The organism is Pseudomonas sp. FP2338 (assembly GCF_030687515.1).
In the GTDB taxonomy this organism is placed as follows: domain Bacteria; phylum Pseudomonadota; class Gammaproteobacteria; order Pseudomonadales; family Pseudomonadaceae; genus Aquipseudomonas; species Aquipseudomonas salomonii.
The window spans coordinates 1,498,911-1,517,404 of sequence record NZ_CP117436.1 but is presented as its reverse complement, the minus strand read 5'-3'; the positions used below and the strand labels follow the sequence as shown (position 1 = coordinate 1,517,404).

General features: G+C 58.7%; 16 protein-coding genes. All 16 read right to left on the bottom strand.

Annotated features, from left to right (window positions below; genetic code table 11):
- Positions 1-74: 74 nt before the first annotated feature.
- A complete protein-coding gene (gene dnaE / locus PSH96_RS06800; protein ID WP_305458368.1) occupies positions 75-3,596 on the bottom strand; it encodes a DNA polymerase III subunit alpha in 3,522 nt (1,173 codons plus the stop codon).
- Between the two features lie 77 nt (positions 3,597-3,673).
- Positions 3,674-4,306, bottom strand: a complete 633-nt coding sequence (gene rnhB / locus PSH96_RS06795) for a ribonuclease HII (RefSeq protein ID WP_058421675.1) — start codon at positions 4,304-4,306, stop codon at positions 3,674-3,676.
- A complete protein-coding gene (lpxB, locus tag PSH96_RS06790) occupies positions 4,303-5,442 on the bottom strand; it encodes a lipid-A-disaccharide synthase (protein WP_305458365.1) in 1,140 nt (379 codons plus the stop codon). The genes rnhB and lpxB overlap by 4 nt, the downstream gene beginning before the upstream one ends.
- A 2-nt stretch (positions 5,443-5,444) precedes the next feature.
- Positions 5,445-6,221 carry an acyl-ACP--UDP-N-acetylglucosamine O-acyltransferase gene (gene lpxA, locus PSH96_RS06785; RefSeq protein ID WP_056857531.1) on the bottom strand — a complete coding sequence of 259 codons (777 nt, stop codon included), beginning with the start codon at positions 6,219-6,221 and terminating at the stop codon, positions 5,445-5,447.
- On the bottom strand, positions 6,218-6,658 hold the full coding sequence (gene fabZ / locus PSH96_RS06780) for a 3-hydroxyacyl-ACP dehydratase FabZ (RefSeq protein WP_003172281.1): 441 nt from the start codon (positions 6,656-6,658) through the stop codon (positions 6,218-6,220). Before fabZ ends, lpxA begins: the two co-directional genes overlap by 4 nt.
- Positions 6,659-6,769: 111 nt before the next feature.
- Positions 6,770-7,825, bottom strand: a complete 1,056-nt coding sequence (gene lpxD, locus PSH96_RS06775) for a UDP-3-O-(3-hydroxymyristoyl)glucosamine N-acyltransferase (protein WP_305458362.1) — start codon at positions 7,823-7,825, stop codon at positions 6,770-6,772.
- Between the two features lie 3 nt (positions 7,826-7,828).
- Complete coding sequence (locus PSH96_RS06770) at positions 7,829-8,332, bottom strand: OmpH family outer membrane protein (protein ID WP_003189173.1); 504 nt, start codon at positions 8,330-8,332, stop codon at positions 7,829-7,831.
- A gap of 45 nt (positions 8,333-8,377) precedes the next feature.
- Entirely contained in the window at positions 8,378-10,768 is a 2,391-nt protein-coding gene (gene bamA, locus PSH96_RS06765) for an outer membrane protein assembly factor BamA (RefSeq protein ID WP_305458360.1), read from the bottom strand.
- 74 nt (positions 10,769-10,842) lie between these two features.
- Entirely contained in the window at positions 10,843-12,195 is a 1,353-nt protein-coding gene (rseP, locus tag PSH96_RS06760) for a sigma E protease regulator RseP (RefSeq protein WP_305458358.1), read from the bottom strand.
- 53 nt (positions 12,196-12,248) lie between these two features.
- A complete protein-coding gene (gene ispC, locus PSH96_RS06755; RefSeq protein ID WP_058421674.1) occupies positions 12,249-13,439 on the bottom strand; it encodes a 1-deoxy-D-xylulose-5-phosphate reductoisomerase in 1,191 nt (396 codons plus the stop codon).
- Entirely contained in the window at positions 13,436-14,245 is an 810-nt protein-coding gene (locus tag PSH96_RS06750; protein ID WP_056857536.1) for a phosphatidate cytidylyltransferase, read from the bottom strand. The genes ispC and PSH96_RS06750 overlap by 4 nt, the downstream gene beginning before the upstream one ends.
- The gene (uppS, locus tag PSH96_RS06745; RefSeq protein ID WP_305458355.1) at positions 14,246-15,001 is read right to left on the bottom strand and encodes a polyprenyl diphosphate synthase; all 756 of its coding nucleotides are present in this window, start codon (positions 14,999-15,001) and stop codon (positions 14,246-14,248) included.
- 17 nt (positions 15,002-15,018) lie between these two features.
- Positions 15,019-15,576: a ribosome recycling factor gene (gene frr / locus PSH96_RS06740; protein WP_065928975.1), complete on the bottom strand. Its 558-nt coding sequence runs from the start codon at positions 15,574-15,576 to the stop codon at positions 15,019-15,021.
- Entirely contained in the window at positions 15,573-16,316 is a 744-nt protein-coding gene (pyrH, locus tag PSH96_RS06735; protein WP_003172271.1) for a UMP kinase, read from the bottom strand. The genes frr and pyrH overlap by 4 nt, the downstream gene beginning before the upstream one ends.
- Before the next feature lie 210 nt (positions 16,317-16,526).
- A complete protein-coding gene (tsf, locus tag PSH96_RS06730; protein WP_053254736.1) occupies positions 16,527-17,390 on the bottom strand; it encodes a translation elongation factor Ts in 864 nt (287 codons plus the stop codon).
- 191 nt (positions 17,391-17,581) lie between these two features.
- Positions 17,582-18,319 (bottom strand): 30S ribosomal protein S2, encoded by a 738-nt coding sequence (rpsB, locus tag PSH96_RS06725; RefSeq protein ID WP_003219330.1) that lies wholly within the window; start codon positions 18,317-18,319, stop codon positions 17,582-17,584.
- Positions 18,320-18,494 lie beyond the last annotated feature (175 nt).

The window sequence follows — 18,494 nt, the reverse complement described above, 5'->3', positions numbered from 1 at the left end:
CGCGCCCTACCTTAAGGGAGAGGCGCGTTTAGGTCGAGATTAAATGTTCAGCCGAGATCAGAGTTATCTGACCGTCAGCGGTATTGGAGGAAGACGTTGTCTCGCCCGAACTGGTCACGCAAAGCTTGAATCAAGCCATCAGCGGGATCAATTCGCCACGTCTCGCCAAACTGCAGCATCGCCTTGGCGTCATTGCCCGTGTACTCCATGGTCACCGGGCACGCGCCGCGGTGACGTTTGAGCAGGTCACCCAACCAGCGTAGCTGATCGCCTTTGAGGGCTTCGGTCTTGACCTTCAGGCGCAGGCTTTCGGCCAGGTTGGTGCGCGCATCTTCCATGCTCATCACCCGCTTGATCCGCAGGCGCAGGCCGCCGGAGAAGTCATCGTTGCTGACCTCACCTTCCACCACCACCATGGCATCGGTCTGCAGCAGCGACTGCGCGGAGTGGAACGCATCGGCAAACAGCGACGCCTCGATGCGACCCGAGCGGTCATCAAGGGTGATAAAGCCCATCTTGTCGCCCTTCTTATTTTTCATCACTCGCAGGGCGATGATCATGCCGGCGACGGTCTGGGTATCGCGCGCCGGCTTCAGGTCAATAATGCGCTGGCGGGCGAAACGGCGTATTTCACCTTCGTACTCGTCTATCGGGTGACCGGTCAGGTACAGGCCCAGGGTGTCTTTCTCACCCTTGAGACGCTCCTTGAGGGTCAGCTCCTTGGCCTTGCGATGGTTGGCATAAACATCGGCATCCTCTTCGACAAACAGCCCGCCAAACAGGTCGGCGTGGCCACTGTCATGGGTGCGGGCGGTCTGTTCGGCGGCCTTGATCGCTTCTTCCATGGCGGTGAGCAGCACCGCACGGTTGCGGTCGATATTCGCCTGGTAAGCCTTGGGCTCATCATGGAAATACGGGCCGAGACGGTCAAGCGCGCCACTGCGGATCAAACCATCGAGGGTGCGCTTGTTGATACGCTTGAGGTCAACCCGTGCGCAGAAGTCGAACAGATCCTCGAACGGCCCATGCTGACGCGCCTCGGTGATCGCTTCGACCGGGCCTTCGCCCACGCCCTTGATGGCGCCCAGGCCATAGATGATGCGGCCTTCGTCGTTCACCGTGAACTTGAACTCCGAGGCGTTCACGTCCGGCGCATCGAGGCGCAACTTCATGGTGCGCACTTCCTCGATCAAGGTCACGACCTTGTCGGTGTTGTGCATATCCGCCGAGAGTACCGCAGCCATGAACGGCGCCGGGTAGTGGGCTTTCAGCCAGGCGGTCTGGTACGACACCAGGCCGTAGGCGGCGGAGTGGGATTTGTTGAAGCCGTAACCGGCGAACTTCTCTACCAGGTCGAAAATGTTACCGGCCAGGTCCGCGTCAATATTGTTGGTGGCGCAACCCTCAATGAAACCACCGCGTTGCTTGGCCATTTCCTCGGGTTTTTTCTTACCCATGGCGCGACGCAGCATGTCTGCGCCGCCGAGGGTGTAACCCGCCATCACCTGGGCAATCTGCATCACCTGTTCTTGATACAGGATGATGCCGTAGGTCGGCGCCAGTACCGGCTTGAGGCCTTCATACTGGTAATCGGAGTGCGGATACGCCAGTTCGGCGCGGCCGTGCTTACGGTTGATAAAGTCGTCCACCATGCCCGATTGCAGCGGGCCAGGACGGAACAGGGCCACCAGTGCGATCAAGTCTTCCAGGCAGTCGGGCTTGAGCTTTTTGATCAGCTCTTTCATGCCGCGCGACTCGAGCTGGAACACCGCCGTGGTTTCGGCTTTTTGCAGCAGCTGGTAGGTAGGTTTGTCGTCCAGCGGGATGAACGCGATATCCAGCGGCGCTTCGTCGACCTTGGCGCGTTCGCGGTTGATGGTCTTGAGCGCCCAGTCGATGATCGTCAGGGTTCGCAGGCCGAGGAAGTCGAACTTCACCAGACCGGCCGCCTCCACGTCATCCTTGTCGAACTGGGTTACCAGGCCATCGCCTTCTTCGTCGCAATAAATGGGCGAAAAGTCCGTGAGCTTGGTCGGCGCAATCACCACACCGCCGGCGTGTTTACCGACGTTACGCACCACACCTTCGAGTTTGCGCGCCATGTCCCAGATTTCGGCGGCTTCTTCATCGACCTTGATGAAGTCGCGCAGGATTTCTTCCTGCTCATAAGCCTTCTCAAGGGTCATGCCGACTTCAAACGGAATCATCTTCGACAGACGGTCCGCCAGGCCGTAGGACTTGCCCTGCACCCGCGCCACGTCACGGATTACGGCCTTGGCCGCCATGGAACCGAAGGTGATGATCTGGCTCACGGCGTTGCGGCCATACTTCTCGGCCACGTACTCGATCACACGGTCACGACCGTCCATGCAGAAGTCGACGTCGAAGTCGGGCATGGAAACCCGTTCCGGGTTCAGGAACCGTTCGAACAGCAGGTCGTATTCCAGCGGGTCAAGGTCGGTGATCTTCTGCACATAGGCCACCAGCGACCCGGCACCCGAACCCCGGCCTGGGCCTACCGGCACACCGTTGCTCTTGGCCCACTGGATAAAGTCCATCACGATCAGGAAGTAACCGGGGAACCCCATCTGGATAATGATATCCAGCTCGAAATTCAGCCGGTCAACGTAGACCTGGCGCTTGGCGTCGTAGTCTTCGGTGGTGTCCTTGGGCAGCAGAACGCTTAAGCGCTCTTCCAGGCCGTCGAACGACACCTTGCGGAAATACTCGTCGATGGTCATGCCATCGGGAATCGGGAAATTGGGCAGGAAGTGCTTGCCCAGCTTCACTTCAATATTGCAGCGCTTGGCGATTTCGACCGAGTTTTCCAGCGCCTCAGGCAGGTCGCTGAACAGCTCGGCCATTTCATCGGCGCTTTTGAGGTACTGCTCTTCGCTGTAGTTCTTGGAGCGGCGCGGGTCATCCAGTGCCCGGCCTTCGCCGATGCACACGCGGGTTTCGTGGGCCTCGAAATCTTCCTTCTTGATAAAGCGCACATCGTTGGTCGCAACCAGCGGCGCGCCCAGCTTGTCGGCCAGGGCCACGGCGGCGTGCAGATGCTCTTCATCGTTGGGGCGGTTGGTGCGCTGGACTTCCAGGTAGAAGCGGTCGGGAAACACGTCCATCCACTCGCGGGCCAACACTTCGGCTTCCTGGGGATTACCGCCCAGCAGTGCGATACCGATCTCACCTTCCTTGGCCGCCGAAAGCATGATCACGCCCTCGCTCGCCTCGGCAACCCATTCACGCTCGATAATGATCGAGCCGTTGCGCTGGCCATCGATAAACCCGCGAGAGATCAATTCGGTGAGGTTGCGATAACCCACGCCATTCATCGCCAACAGGCTGATGCGACTCAGTGGGTTATCCGGGTCTTTGTTCGACAGCCACAGGTCGACGCCACAGATCGGCTTGATGCCGGCGCCCATGGCGTTTTTGTAGAATTTGACCAGGGAACACATGTTGTTTTGATCGGTAACCGCCACCGCAGGCATGTTCATGCCCACCAGGGTTTTGACCAGCGGTTTGATCCGTACCAGGCCGTCGACCAGGGAGTATTCAGTGTGCAGGCGCAGGTGAACGAATGAAGCCGGCATAGTGATCCTGTCTAAAAACTTAGAAACAACAAGGCCCGGGATTGTACCGGGCCTTGAGCAAAACATCAGCCTCGCGACTAAACCTCGATCAGGCTCTCGCGCGCCTCGTAAGCCTGGCGGACCGGGGCGAACGAGCGACGGTGGATCGGCGTCGGGCCCAGGCGAGCCAAGGCTTCCAGATGAACGGGCGTCGGGTAACCCTTGTGCCCGCCGATGCCGTAGCCGGGATAGATCAATTCGAACGCCGCCATTTCGCGGTCGCGGCTGACCTTGGCCAGGATCGAGGCGGCGGCAATCGCCGGAACCTTGCTATCCCCTTTGACCACGGCTTCTGAAGGCATCGCCAGTTTGGGGCAGCGGTTGCCGTCGATCATCGCCATTTTCGGCGTGATGTGCAGCCCTTCAACGGCGCGCTGCATGGCCAGCATGGTGGCGTGAAGAATGTTCAGCTCATCGATCTCTTCGACTTCGGCCCGGGCGATGTGCCAGCTCAACGCTTTTTCGCAAATCTCGTCGTAGAGTTTTTCACGGCGCGCTTCGGTGAGTTTTTTCGAGTCATTGAGACCGAGGATCGGGCGATTTGGGTCGAGGATCACCGCCGCCGTCACCACCGCGCCACACAACGGGCCACGCCCCACTTCATCCACACCGGCGACCAGTGCGTCGGCGTGCGCGACCAGACTGAAATCCAGGCCCATTTGCGTGGTCATAAAGCGTCCTGTTTTTGCCCGATCAAGGTTAATACGGCATCGGCCGCCTGGTTCGATGCATCACGCCGCAGGGTGCGGTGGATGTCGTCAAAACCACGGGTCTGCTCTTCGCCGCCGTCGATCAAGGGTAGTAGGGTTTGTGCCAGGGCTTCGGGCGTTGCATCGTCCTGCAACAACTCCGGCACCAGCAGGCGTTGGGCCAGCAGGTTAGGCAAGGAGATGTAAGGGCTCTTGACCATGCGCTTGAGAATCCAGAACGTCAGCGGCGCCAGGCGATAAGCCACCACCATTGGGCGCTTGTACAGCAGCGCCTCCAGGGTCGCGGTGCCCGAGGCGATGAGCACCGCATCACAGGCGGCAAGCGCCAGGTGTGACTGGCCGTCGAGCAAGGTCAACGGCAGAGTGCGGCCTTCGAGCAACGTCTCGATTTGTGCACGCCGTTGCGGGCTGGCGCAAGGCAATACGAAACGCACGCCTGGCTTCAAGGCTTGCAGGCGTTCGGCAGCCTCGAAAAACACACTGGCCAGACGCCCGACTTCACCGCCTCGACTGCCCGGCATCAATGCCACCAGCGGACCGTCGGGCAAGCCCAGCTCGGCACGCGCGCCGGCGCGATCAGCTTGCAGTGGGATAGTGTCGGCCAAGGTATGCCCGACAAACCGCACCGGCACGCCCTTCTCTTCGTAAAACCTGGCCTCGAACGGCAGCAAGGTCAGCATCAAGTCGCAACCCTCACGGATCTTCAGCACGCGCTTTTGCCGCCACGCCCATACGGACGGGCTGACGTAATGCACGGTCTTGATTCCGGCCTGACGCAACTTGAGTTCGATATTGAGGGTGAAGTCCGGCGCATCAATGCCAATAAAGACGTCGGGCTTTTCTTCGATCAGGGTCTGAATCAGCAGCTTGCGGCGTGCCAGCAACTCACGCAGGCGGCCCAGCACTTCCACCAGCCCCATGACCGACAGGCGCTCCATGGGAAAGTAGGAGGTCAGACCTTCAGCCTGCATGAGCGGGCCGCCCACACCGATAAACTCCACTGCAGGATGCTGGGTCTTGAGTGCCCGCATCAGGCCAGCGCCCAAAATATCGCCGGAAGCTTCACCGGCCACCAGCGCGATTCGCAGATTAGCCATGATCAGCGGGTGATGCCGCGGGTCGATGCCTGGATAGAGTCACGGAACACCGCGACTTCCGGAAACAACGCTGCCGGCTCGGTCAGTTCAGTCAGGGCCTGTTCAACCGTGAGCCCCTGACGGTAAACCGTCTTATAGGCGCGGCGCAGGGCGTGAATCGCATCTTCGCTGAAACCACGACGGCGCATGCCTTCGAAGTTCATGCTGCGGGCTTCGGCGGGGTTGCCGAACACCGTGACAAATGCAGGAACATCCTTGCCGATCGCGGTGCCCATGCCGGAAAAGCTGTGGGCGCCGATATGGCAATACTGGTGGACCAGGGTGAAGCCGGACAGGATCGCCCAATCGTCAACGTGCACATGGCCGGCCAGCGCCGTGTTGTTGACCAGGATGCAATGGTTGCCGATCACACTGTCATGGCCGATATGCGCATAGGCCATGATCAAATTGTGGTCACCCAAGGTGGTTTCGGCACGATCCTGCACAGTGCCCCGGTGAATGGTCACACCTTCACGGATGATGTTGTGATCACCGATTACCAGGCGTGTCTCTTCACCCTTGTACTTCATGTCCGGGGTGTCTTCGCCTACCGAGGAAAACTGGTAGATGCGATTGTGTTTGCCAATGCGGGTCGGACCTTTGAGGATCACGTGTGGCCCGATGACAGTCCCCTCGCCGATTTCAACACCTGCGCCGACGATCGACCAAGGGCCGACCTCAACGTCGGCGGCCAGAACGGCCGACGGATCGATGATTGCGCGAGGGTCAATCAAACTCATAGTTTGCGTTCCGCGCAAATGATCTCGGCGGAGCACACCGGCTTGCCGTCCACCGAAGCCTGGCACTCGAACTTCCAGATCTGGCGCTTGCAGCTGATGAACTTGGCTTCCAGGATCAACTGGTCACCCGGGGTGACCGGGTTGCGAAAGCGCAATTTGTCGGAACCCACGAAATAGTAAAGCGTGCCGTCGGCAGGCTTGAGGTCGAGCATTTTGAAACCAAGGATACCGGCAGCCTGGGCCATCGCCTCGATGATCAGCACGCCCGGCATGATGGGATGCGCTGGGAAGTGACCATTGAAGAACGGTTCGTTGATGCTGACATTCTTGTAGGCACGAATGCGCTTTTCCTCGACGTTGAGGTCCACTACTCGGTCCACCAGCAGGAACGGGTAACGGTGAGGCAGGTATTCGCGAATCTCGTTGATGTCCATCATTTCGGGGGGAAGCCTGTAATAAAGATTGGGGGCGGGCGAACTAAGCGCACGCCCCGCTAGCAAATCAAGGAGGCAGTCTAGCGGCTGTGCACACTTGATATGGAAATGGTATCAGCCTTCTGATGAAGCATTACCGTCAGGGGTCACGTCCTCGACACGCTTTTCGACCTGCTTGAGGCGTCGGGCCATGTCGTCGATCTTGCGCAAACGTGCCGCACTTTTGCGCCATTCAGCCGCCGGCTGCATGGCCGTACCGGAAGAGTAGGCACCCGGCTCGGTAATCGAGTGGGTCACCATGGTCATGCCGGTGATGAAGACGTTGTCGCAAACTTCAATATGACCCACCAGGCCTACGCCACCGGCGAGCATGCAGTGCTTGCCGATCTTGGTACTGCCGGAGATGCCTACGCACGCCGCCATGGCGGTGTGATCGCCAATCTGCACGTTGTGGGCGATCTGGATCTGGTTGTCGAGCTTCACACCGTTACCGAGCACGGTATCGGCCAAGGCCCCGCGATCCACAGCGGTGTTGACACCGATTTCCACGTCATCGCCGATCAATACGCCGCCAACCTGGGCAATTTTGTGCCAGATGCCTTTGGCGTTGGCAAAACCGAAACCTTCGCCACCGATCACGGCGCCCGACTGAATGACCACCCGCGCCCCAATACGCACGTCGTGGTACAGGGTAACGCGCGGTGCCAGCCAACCGTCGGCGCCGATTTCACAGCGCGCACCGATAAAGCAATGAGCACCCACCGTGACGCCGGCAGCAATGCGCGCCCCACTCTCGATCACTGCAAACGCACCAATGCTGGCCGCAGGGTCAACCTGGGCATCATCGGCAATCACGGCCGACGGATGAATACCAGCCGCCGCCTTGGGTTTTGGATCGAACAGGTGCGACGCCCGGGCATACGCCAGGTAAGGGTCGGCAACCACCAGCGCATCCCCGGCAAACCCTTCGGCGTCTGCGGCCTTCAGCAACACGGCTGCGGCTTGACTGTCGACCAGGTATTTACGGTATTGGGGATTTGCGAGGAAGCTCAACTGAGCTGGGCCAGCCTCCTGCAAGGTGGCTAGCCCAGTGATTTCTTTCTCCTTGGAGCCACGCAAGGTGGCCCCCAGGAACTCGGCCAACTCGCCGAGCTTGATAGTCGCGGTCATGGCTTACTTCAGCTGGTTCATGCGCTCGATCACCTGGCGGGTGATGTCGTATTGAGGCTTGACGTCAATCACGGCGCCGCGCTCGAACACCAGGTCAAAGGCACCTTTCTTGATGACTTCTTCCACAGCGCTGTCGAGCTTAGGCTTGAGCTGCTTGAGCATTTCACGGTCAGCAACGGCTTTGGCTTCGTTCAGTTCCTTGGACTGGAACTGGTAGTCGCGGGCCTTTTGCTTGAACTCAAGCTCCAGACGCTCACGCTCGCCTTGCTGCATTTTGTCGCCACCGGCTACCAGACGATCCTGGATACCCTTGGCACTGCTTTCCAGCGTCTTGAGCTTGGTCAGTTGCGGACCGAACTTCTTCTCGGCATCCACGGCGTAACGCTTGGCCGCGTCGGATTCCAGCAGGGCCATCTGATAGTTCAGGACGGCGATTTTCATTTCGGCGAAGGCCGGGGTGGTTACCAGCACGGTGGCCAGCAGAACCAATTGAGTCAACTTACGCACGATGTACTCCTACAGAATCCGTTGTCGTTATCTTGGGTCAGACGCTTAGAACGTCTGGCCGAGGGAGAATTGGAAAATCTGGGTTTCAGCGTTATCCGGTTTCTTGATCGGCATGGCCAAAGCAAAGCTCAATGGGCCAAGTGCAGTCACCCACGTCACACCCACACCTACGGAGCTGGCGAGGTTGCTCAGGCTGACGTCGTTGCACTGGGTTTGGGACACAGAACCAGGAGTCGGGTTGTTGACCTGCTGGCACTTGGAGTCAAACACGTTACCCACGTCCCAGAAGACCGAAGTACGCAGCGAACGCTGATCTTTGACGAATGGCAGCGGGAACAGAAGTTCAGCGCCACCCTGGATCAGTACGTTACCACCGAATGCCAGAGCGTCATTGTTGGAATCAGGGAGCGTGCCTTGGTTACCGGTTACCGCTTGACCACGACTCGGTGTACCACGCGGGCCCAAGGTGCTGTCCTTGAAGCCACGAACCGAGTTGAAACCACCTGCATAGTAGTTCTCATAGAACGGCAGACCACTGGTCGAACCATAACCGTCGCCATAACCCAGTTCGGTGTGCAGGCGCACGGTGTAGTTGTCGCTCAGGGGCTGGAACAACTGGCCACGGTAGTCGAGCTTGAAGAACGACAGGTCGCTGCCCGGCGTGGTGGCTTCAGCAGTCAGACTTTGGGAATGGCCACGAGTCGCCAGTACCCCTTTGTTCAGGGTCGATTCCGACCAGCCAACCGACGCCTTGAAGTTCAGGAACTGGTCACCTTCACGGCGCACGAAGTCGAAAATCTCGTCCGTGGTGTACACACCGGTCTTGATTTTGTCCTGTTGCGCAGTAAAACCGAAGGTCAGACGCGAAGTCTCGCTGATCGGGTAACCGATGTTGACACCGGCGCCGAGGCTGTCGATCGCGTAGCTGGCAACGTCTACGTTAAGGTCTTTGTAGTCGGTGGTGCGGTAGAAGGCGTTGTAGCCCAGGCTCACACCGTCAGCAGTCCAGTAGGGGTCGACATAACCGAAGTTATAGCGGCTCTGGTATTCGCTTCGGGTCAGGCCGATGGAGACCTTGTTACCGGTACCGAGGAAGTTGTTCTGGGTGATCGAACCACCAAGGATCAGGCCGGCGCTCTGTGCGAAACCGACGCTGGCGGTGATCGAGCCCGAGGCTTGTTCTTCAACGGCGTAGTTCACGTCAACCTGGTCATCCACACCCGGTACGGCCGGGGTTTCGACGTTGACTTCCTTAAAGAAGCCCAGGCGCTCAAGACGGGTCTTGGACTGGTCGATCAGGTAAGTCGACGCCCAGCCACCTTCCATCTGACGCATCTCGCGACGCAGCACTTCGTCCGCAGACTTGGTGTTGCCACGGAAGTTGATGCGATTCACGTAGGCACGCTTGCCTGGGTCGACAACGAAGGTGATGTCCACGGTGTGGTCTTCATCGTGCGGGGTCGGCACGCCGTTGACGTTGGCAAAGGTATAGCCTTCGTTACCCAGACGACGGGTGATCAGTTCGGACGTGGTGGTCATCAGCTTGCGCGAGAACACCTGGTCTTTCTGCACCAGCAACAGCGACTTCACCTGGTCTTCAGGGACTTTCAGGTCGCCGCTGAGCTTGACGTCACGCACGGTGTATTTCTCACCTTCGTTGACGTTGACGGTGATGTAGACGTGTTTTTTGTCCGGAGTGATGGACACCTGGGTCGAAGCGATATCCATGTTGATATAGCCACGGTCCAGGTAGTAGGAACGCAGACGTTCCAGGTCACCGGAGAGTTTTTCACGGGCGTACTTGTCATCGTTCTTGAAGAACGACAGCCAGTTGGTGGTCTTGAGTTCGAAGAGGTCGATCAGGTCGTCATCAGCAAACTTGGTGTTACCCACCACGTTGATGTGCTGGATGGCCGCCACGGTGCCTTCGTTGATCTTGACCTTGAGGCCAACACGGTTACGAGGCTGCGGGATCACTTCGGTTTCCACGGACGCGGAGTAGCGACCCTGGGCAACGTACTGACGTTGCAGTTCGTTACGCACACCCTCGAGGGTGGCGCGCTGGAAGATCTCGCCTTCGGCCAGGCCGGATTGCTTGAGACCTTTCATCAAGTCTTCAGTGGAGATCGCCTTGTTACCCTCGATCTCGATACTGGCGACGGAAGGTCGCTCAACGACGGTGATGACCAGGACGTTACCTTCGCGACCCAGTTGGATATCTTGAAAGAACCCGGTTTTGAACAGCGCACGAGTGGATTCCACCAGGCGACGATCATCCGCCTGTTCCCCGACGTTCAACGGCAAGGCACCAAAGACGCTACCGGCGGAAACCCGCTGGAGGCCGTTGACGCGAATATCGGAGATAGTGAAGGACTCGGCGTGAACTTCGGCGATCATCAATACGGTGAGAACCGCAGTTAGCAGCAGACGTTTCATGAAGTCCTTTCTTATTCCAACTGGCAATAAACAAACTGCCGCAAAATGCGGCAGATTCGCAATTCAGCGAAGCGTTACAGTCGTCCCAGATCGTTGACCAGAGCTAACAACATCACTCCGACCACCAAACTGATACCGATCTGTATCCCCCAACCCTGCACCCGATCCGACAAGGGGCGACCACGCACCCACTCGACCAGATAAAACAACAGATGCCCCCCATCCAGTACTGGAATGGGCAGCAAATTCAGAACTCCAAGGCTAATACTCAGATAAGCCAGGAAATTCAGGAAATCCGCGACACCCGACTGGGCAGAAGCGCCCGCCACTTTAGCAATGGTTATCGGTCCACTCAAGTTTTTTACCGAGAGCTCGCCGAACAACATTTTCTTGAGCGATTCGAGGGTCAGCACACTCATGGTCCAAGTGCGTTTTGCACCCTCGCCAATTGCGGCCAACGGCCCGAAGCTGACCTCCCGTACCATCGAAGGCGGCCAGTCGACACCTTTTACCCCGGCACCCAGGTAACCCCCGGCTGCCTTGGCTTCCCCGCGTACCGCCAGGGTCACAGGGACGTCGATTTGAGCACCATCGCGCTCAACTTTCAGCACAATTTTGGTATCAGGACGTACACGCACCAGGTCGACCACTTGCTGCCAGTCGCCCAGCGCCTGGCCATCAAGGGCCAACAAGCGGTCACCGGTTTTCAGACCTGCGGCTTGCGCCGGACCTTTCGGGTCCAGCTCGGCCAGCACCGGCGGCAAGGCCGGGCGCCAAGGTCGAATCCCCAGCGATTTGATCGGATCAGGCTCATCCGCCCCCTTGAGCCAATGGTCCAGGGCCAGAGCGCGAGGCGTCTCGGCCGTGGAATCCGGTTCGCGTACCAGCACATTAATGGTGCCGCTTTCACCCATGCGGCGTACCAGTTGCAAATTGACCGCGCCCCAACCCGTGGTCGGCTCGCCATCAATGGAAACAATTTCTTGCCCTGCGACCAGGCCGGCCTTGGCCGCCATGCTGTCCGCTTCGACCGCGCCGATGACCGGGCGCACCTGCTGGCTGCCCATCATGGCCAGGACCCAGAAGAACACCATCGCCAACAGGAAGTTGGCGATCGGACCGGCAGCCACAATCGCGATACGCTGACGAACGGTCTTGCGATTGAAGGACTGGTCCAACTGATCGACGGGCACTTCGCCTTCACGCTCGTCGAGCATCTTGACGTAGCCACCCAGCGGAATGGCCGCAATCACGAATTCGGTGCCGCGCCGATCATGCCAACGCAGCAACGGCATGCCGAAACCGACGGAAAAGCGCAGTACCTTGACGCCGCAACGACGCGCCACCCAAAAATGGCCGAATTCGTGGAAGGTAACCAGCACACCCAGAGCAACCAGGGTGCCGACAATCATGTAGAGCGCACTCATCTAATTTCTCCGCATTCCAATCCAGTGCCTGAAGGCTCAAACCCACCCACAGACTAACGCGCGTTGCGGTTCAACCATTGCTCGGCGAGGGTACGGGCCTTTGCATCGGCCTCGAACACTGCACCTAAATCATCCACTGCCACAACGGGCTCAAGGCTCAAAACTTCCTCGATGATACTCGGGATCTGCGGGAAACGAATACGCCCGTCCAGAAACGCCGCCACAGCCACCTCGTTTGCCGCATTGAGCATCGCCGGCGCGCTGTTGCCCGCCTCTGCCGCTTGCCGCGCCAAGCGCAGGCACGGGAAGCGTTGCTCGTCCGGTGCCTCGAAGTCCAGGCGCGCAACCGCGAACAGGTCCAACGGCGCAACACCCGAGTCAATCCGCTCCGGCCAGGCCAAAGCATTGGCGATCGGCGTGCGCATGTCCGGGTTACCCAACTGCGCCAACACCGAACCGTCCACATAGTCGACCAGGGAATGAATCACACTTTGCGGGTGGATCACCACTTCCACCTGATCGGGCCGAGCGTCGAACAACCAACACGCTTCGATCAACTCCAGGCCTTTGTTCATCATGCTCGCCGAGTCCACGGAAATCTTGCGCCCCATGGACCAGTTCGGGTGTGCACAGGCCTGATCAGGCGACACGTGCTCCAGATCAGCCAGTGGAGTTTGCCGGAACGGGCCACCGGATGCCGTAAGAAGAATCCGCCGCACACCCACCTGGCTCAAGCCGCGGGCAAAATCGCCGGGCATGCACTGGAAGATTGCGTTGTGCTCACTGTCGAGGGGCAGTAACACCGCGCCGCTCTTGCGTACCGCCTGCATAAAGAGCGTGCCGGACATCACCAGCGCTTCTTTATTGGCCAGCAGGATCTTCTTGCCGGCATCCACCGCCGCCAGGGTCGGGCGCAAACCCGCCGCGCCGACAATGGCAGCCACCACGGTGTCCACCTCGGCATCCGCCGACACCTGGCACAAACCTTCCTCACCGACCAACACTTGCGTGACCAGCCCGGCAGCCTGCAGTTGTTGCTGCAAGCCACGGGCTGCCGCCACTTCAGGCACTACGGCAAAGCGCGGCGTATGACGCACGCACAGGGCCAGCAGCTCGGCCAAACGGGTGAAGCCGGTCAAGGCAAACACCTGATAACGGTCAGGATGGCGAGCGATCACATCCAGGGTGCTCAGCCCGACCGAGCCGGTCGCACCCAGCACGGTCACCTGTTGCAAGCGGCTCACGAAGCCGTCATCCACAGCAATACGGCAAAGATCGGAATCGCAGCGGTAAGACTGTCGATACGATCCAGCACGCCGCCATGACCCGGCAGCAGGTTGCTGCTGTCTTTGATTCCGGCCTGGCGCTTGAACATGCTTTCAGTCAGGTCGCCCACCACCGAGATGAACACCACGACGGCCGTACCCAGCAGGGCCAGGAGTATTTCCTTTACCGACCAGTCGCGCACCACACCCACCACCAGCGTGATCAGCAAGGTCAACGCCAAGCCGCCGTAGACGCCTTCCCAGCTTTTGCCTGGGCTGACAGCCGGGGCCAGCTTGCGCTTGCCGAAGGCGCGGCCGGAGAAGTAGGCGCCAATATCCGCGCCCCACACCAGCACCATCACCGCCATGATCAACCAGTTGCCCATGGGCGCATTCTTGATTTCCACCAGGCCTTGCCAGGCCGGCAGCAAAATCAGCAAGCCAATCACCAATTTACTGGCGACACTGGACCAATGGCCGCTGGTGCGTGGAAACGTCAGCACCAGGAAGGTCGCGAGCGCCCACCACAGCACTGCAGCGCCCAATACCCAAGGCACCACGATGCTCGACAGGGTATGCATCAGAAACAGCAACAGCGCCACGACAGCGGCGTAGACCACGCGCGGCAATTGCGCAGTAAAGCCCGCCAGACGCGCCCATTCCCAGGCACCCAGGGTCACGACCACGCCAATAAACAGCGCAAAGCCGGAACCGTCGAGCAGGAAGAACCCACACAAGGCAATCGGCAGCAGGATCAGTGCGGTGATGATTCGTTGTTTAAGCATTTAAACCCGGGCTCCAGCTTCGATCTGCTCGCTCGTTTTACCGAAGCGGCGCTGACGGGAAGCGAAATCGGCCAGCGCATTACGCATGGCATCGTGTTTGAAGTCCGGCCAGAACAGGTCGGAGAAGTACAGCTCGGTGTAGGCTAGCTGCCACAACAGGAAATTGCTGATGCGGTGCTCGCCACCGGTGCGGATGCACAGGTCCGGCAACGGCAGGTCGCCGGTCACCAGGCAGGTTTGCAGCAGTTCAGGCGTGATGTCGTCGGCCCGCAGGTGCCCGGCCTGTACTTCGCGAGCCAGGCGCTGCGCGGCCTGGGCGATATCCCACTGGCCGCCATAGTTGGCCGCGATCTGCAGCACAAAGCGGTCGCTGCCGGCGGTTATGGCTTCAGCTTCGCGCATGGCCGCCTGCAACTCCGGATGAAACCGCGAGCGATCACCGATGATACGCAGGCTGATGTTGTTGTCGTTGAGGCGCTTGGCCTCACGACGCAAAGCCTTGAAGAACAGGTCCATCAAGGCACTGACTTCTTCGGCCGGCCGTTGCCAGTTCTCACTGGAGAAGGCAAACAAGGTCAACACTTCGACCTTGGCCTCGGCACACACCTCAATCACGGCGCGCACTGCATCGACACCCGCTTTATGCCCGGCGACACCCGGCATAAAGCGTTTCTTCGCCCAGCGATTATTCCCATCCATGATGATCGCGACATGGCGCGGCACCACAGAGGGCACAGTCTGCTTGGTCTTTTCCATGAAGGCGTCCTGACCCCTTATACGGCCATCAGGTCCTTTTCTTTCTCTTCCGTGGCCTTGGTGATCTGGGCCTCGGAATCTTTGGTCAGCTTGTCGATGTCGGCGACGGCGCGACGTTCTTCGTCTTCGCTGATTTCCTTGTCCTTGACCAGCTTCTTCAGGTCACCCAGCGCATCACGGCGGATATTACGCACCGCAACCCGCGCGTCTTCAGCCGCGCTGCGCGCCTGCTTGGTGAAGCCTTTACGGGTTTCCTCGGTCAGGGCCGGCATGGAGATCAGCAGCAACTCGCCCAGGTTGGTCGGGTTGAGGTTCAAGCCGGCGCTCTGGATGGCTTTGTCGACAGCGCCGAGCATGTTGCGCTCAAAAGCCACGACTTGCAGGGTGCGCGAGTCTTTTACGGTAATGTTGGCTACCTGGGTGATGGAGGTATCAGTACCGTAGTACGGCACCATCACACTGCCCAGAATGCTTGGGTGCGCCTTGCCGGTACGAATCTGACCAAACGCGTGGTTCAGAGACTCCAGGGATTTGTGCATACGCTCTTGAGCGTCTTTCTTGATTTCGTTGATCATTGTTGGCCTTCCTCGATCAGAGTCCCTTCCGCGCCGCCGTGTACGATATTCAGCAGGGCACCGGGCTTGTTCATGTTAAATACGCGCAGCGGCATCTTGTGGTCGCGGCACAGGCAAATAGCCGTCAGGTCCATCACACCCAGCTTGCGATCCAGCACTTCATCGTAGGTCAGATGATCGAACTTCTCGGCATGCGGGTCTTTGAATGGGTCAGCAGTGTAGACGCCATCCACCTTGGTGGCCTTGAGCACCACGTCGGCATCGATTTCGATGGCGCGCAGGCAAGCAGCCGAATCCGTAGTGAAGAACGGGTTGCCGGTACCGGCAGCAAAGATCACCACTTCTTTGGCGTTCAGGTGGCGCATGGCTTTGCGACGATCATAGTGATCAGTCACGCCAACCATGGAAATAGCCGACATCACGATGGCCGAGATATTGGCGCGCTCCAGGGCGTCGCGCATGGCCAGGGCGTTCATCACAGTGGCCAGCATGCCCATGTGGTCGCCAGTGACACGGTCCATACCGGCAGCGCTCAGTGCCGCGCCACGGAACAGGTTACCGCCGCCAATCACCAGGCCGACTTGTACGCCGATGCCGACCAGTTGGCCGACTTCCAGCGCCATGCGGTCGAGCACCTTGGGATCGATCCCGAACTCTTCCGAGCCCATCAGGGCCTCGCCGCTGAGCTTGAGTAGAATGCGTTTATAGCGAGCCTGATAACCACTGCCCTGCTGAGCCATTGCGAATCTCTCCTGCGGCGTATTTTTTAAAAATTCTTGGCGAGCCGTTTACGGCTTGCGTTCACTCTAGCTGGACGCTATCACAGCGCCATCGGAACACGGCTTTGTAAGCCAGTTCCGACAGGAAACCAAATAAAATTGGCCTTCCCATTTGAAAAGAGGCTGCGCGCGTGAGCGGGCAGCCTCTTTCGGCGACAGTTGAAAACTGTCTTATTGCTTGGCGGCAGCCAGCTGGGCAGCAACTTCTTCAGCGAAGTTGTCGACCGGCTTCTCGATGCCCTCGCCTACTTTGTAGTAGGTGAAGGAAACGATTTCAGCACCGGCTTTCTTGGCCAGTTCGCCAACCTTGATTTCAGGGTTCTTGACGAACGCCTGCTCAACCAGGCTCGCTTCAGCCAGGAACTTGCTGATACGGCCTTTGATCATGTTTTCAACGATGTTTTCCGGCTTGCCGGCGATCTTGTCAGCGTTGAGGCTCAGGAACACGGCTTTTTCGCGTTCGATTGCGTCAGCGGAGACTTCCGATGGCAGCAGGAATTCAGGGTTGCTGGCCGCTACGTGCATAGCGATGTCTTTTGCCAGCTCAACGTCGCCGCCTTTCAGGGCAACCACAACGCCGATTTTGTTGCCGTGCAGGTAACCACCAACCACATCACCTTCGATGCGAGCCAGGCGACGGATGTTGACGTTTTCGCCAACCTTGCCGACCAGTACCAGGCGATCAGCTTCTTGAGCTTCGATCAACGGCTCAACGGTAGTGAGCTTGTCATCGAATGCTTTCTTGACGCTGGCAGCAACGAATGCCTTGAAGTCGTCCTGCAGAGCCAGGAAGTCGGTCTGGGAGTTCACTTCCAGCAGAACGGCAGCCTTGCCGTCTTCAACCAGAGCGATAGCGCCTTCAGCAGCAACGTTGCCTGCTTTCTTGGCAGCCTTGATGGCGCCGGAAGCACGCATGTCGTCGATGGCTTTTTCGATGTCGCCGCCAGCCTTGGTCAAGGCCTTTTTGCAATCCATCATGCCTTCGCCGGTACGCTCACGCAGTTCTTTAACCAACGCTGCAGTAATCTCTGCCATTTCAAAATCCTCTTGGATAGGTTTTCAACCATTCCACCCGATCAAACGGGCGATCAATTCTTCCCGAATCACCCTTGTAGGCCGCTGCACGTTACAGAAGTTGTAGCTGCGCTGCCGACAAATGGTTTTCGAGGTGGCAAAAAGGGGGCCAAGCCCCCTTTTTGCTTACTGAGTCAACGCCAGGGCGCTAATTACTCAGCGGCAGCTACCGGAGCTTCTTCAACGAACTGCTCGGTACCACCAGCAACGTGGTTGCGACCACGGATTACAGCGTCAGCCATCGAACCCATGTACAGCTGGATAGCGCGGATTGCGTCATCGTTGCCTGGGATGATGTAGTCAACGCCTTCCGGGCTGCTGTTGGTATCGACTACGCCGATAACCGGGATGCCCAGCTTGTTGGCTTCGGTGATCGCGATGCGCTCGTGATCAACGTCGATAACGAACAGTGCGTCAGGCAGACCGCCCATGTCCTTGATACCACCCAGGGAACGATCGAGCTTCTCAAGATCGCGAGTGCGCATCAGCGCTTCTTTCTTGGTCAGCTTGGCGAAAGTACCGTCTTCGGCTTGCACTTCAAGGTCACGCAGACGCTTGATGGAAGCACGGATGGTTTTGAAGTTGGTCAGCATGCCGCCCAACCAGCGGTGATCGACGTACGGCGAACCGCAACGTGCTGCTTCTTCAGCAACGATCTTGCCAGCGGAACGCTTGGTGCCGACGAACAGGATCTTGTTTTTGCCCTGGGCCAGACGCTCTACGAAAGTCAGAGCTTCGTTGAACATTGGCAGGGTTTTTTCAAGGTTGATAATGTGGATCTTGTTACGCGCGCCGAAAATGTATTTACCCATTTTCGGGTTCCAGTAACGGGTCTGGTGACCGAAGTGCACACCGGCCTTCAGCATATCGCGCATGTTGACTTGGGACATGATAGTTCCTTAATAAGTCGGGTTTGGCCTCCACGTATCCCAATGACCAACCAGCGGCATCAAGGCCTCCGGCACCCAGGTCATCGTGTCGACACGTGTGTGGATTTAAGCTTTGCGGGGTATCCCCGGAAAGCGGCGCATTTTATACCACACGAAGGACGAAAACGAAACCCGC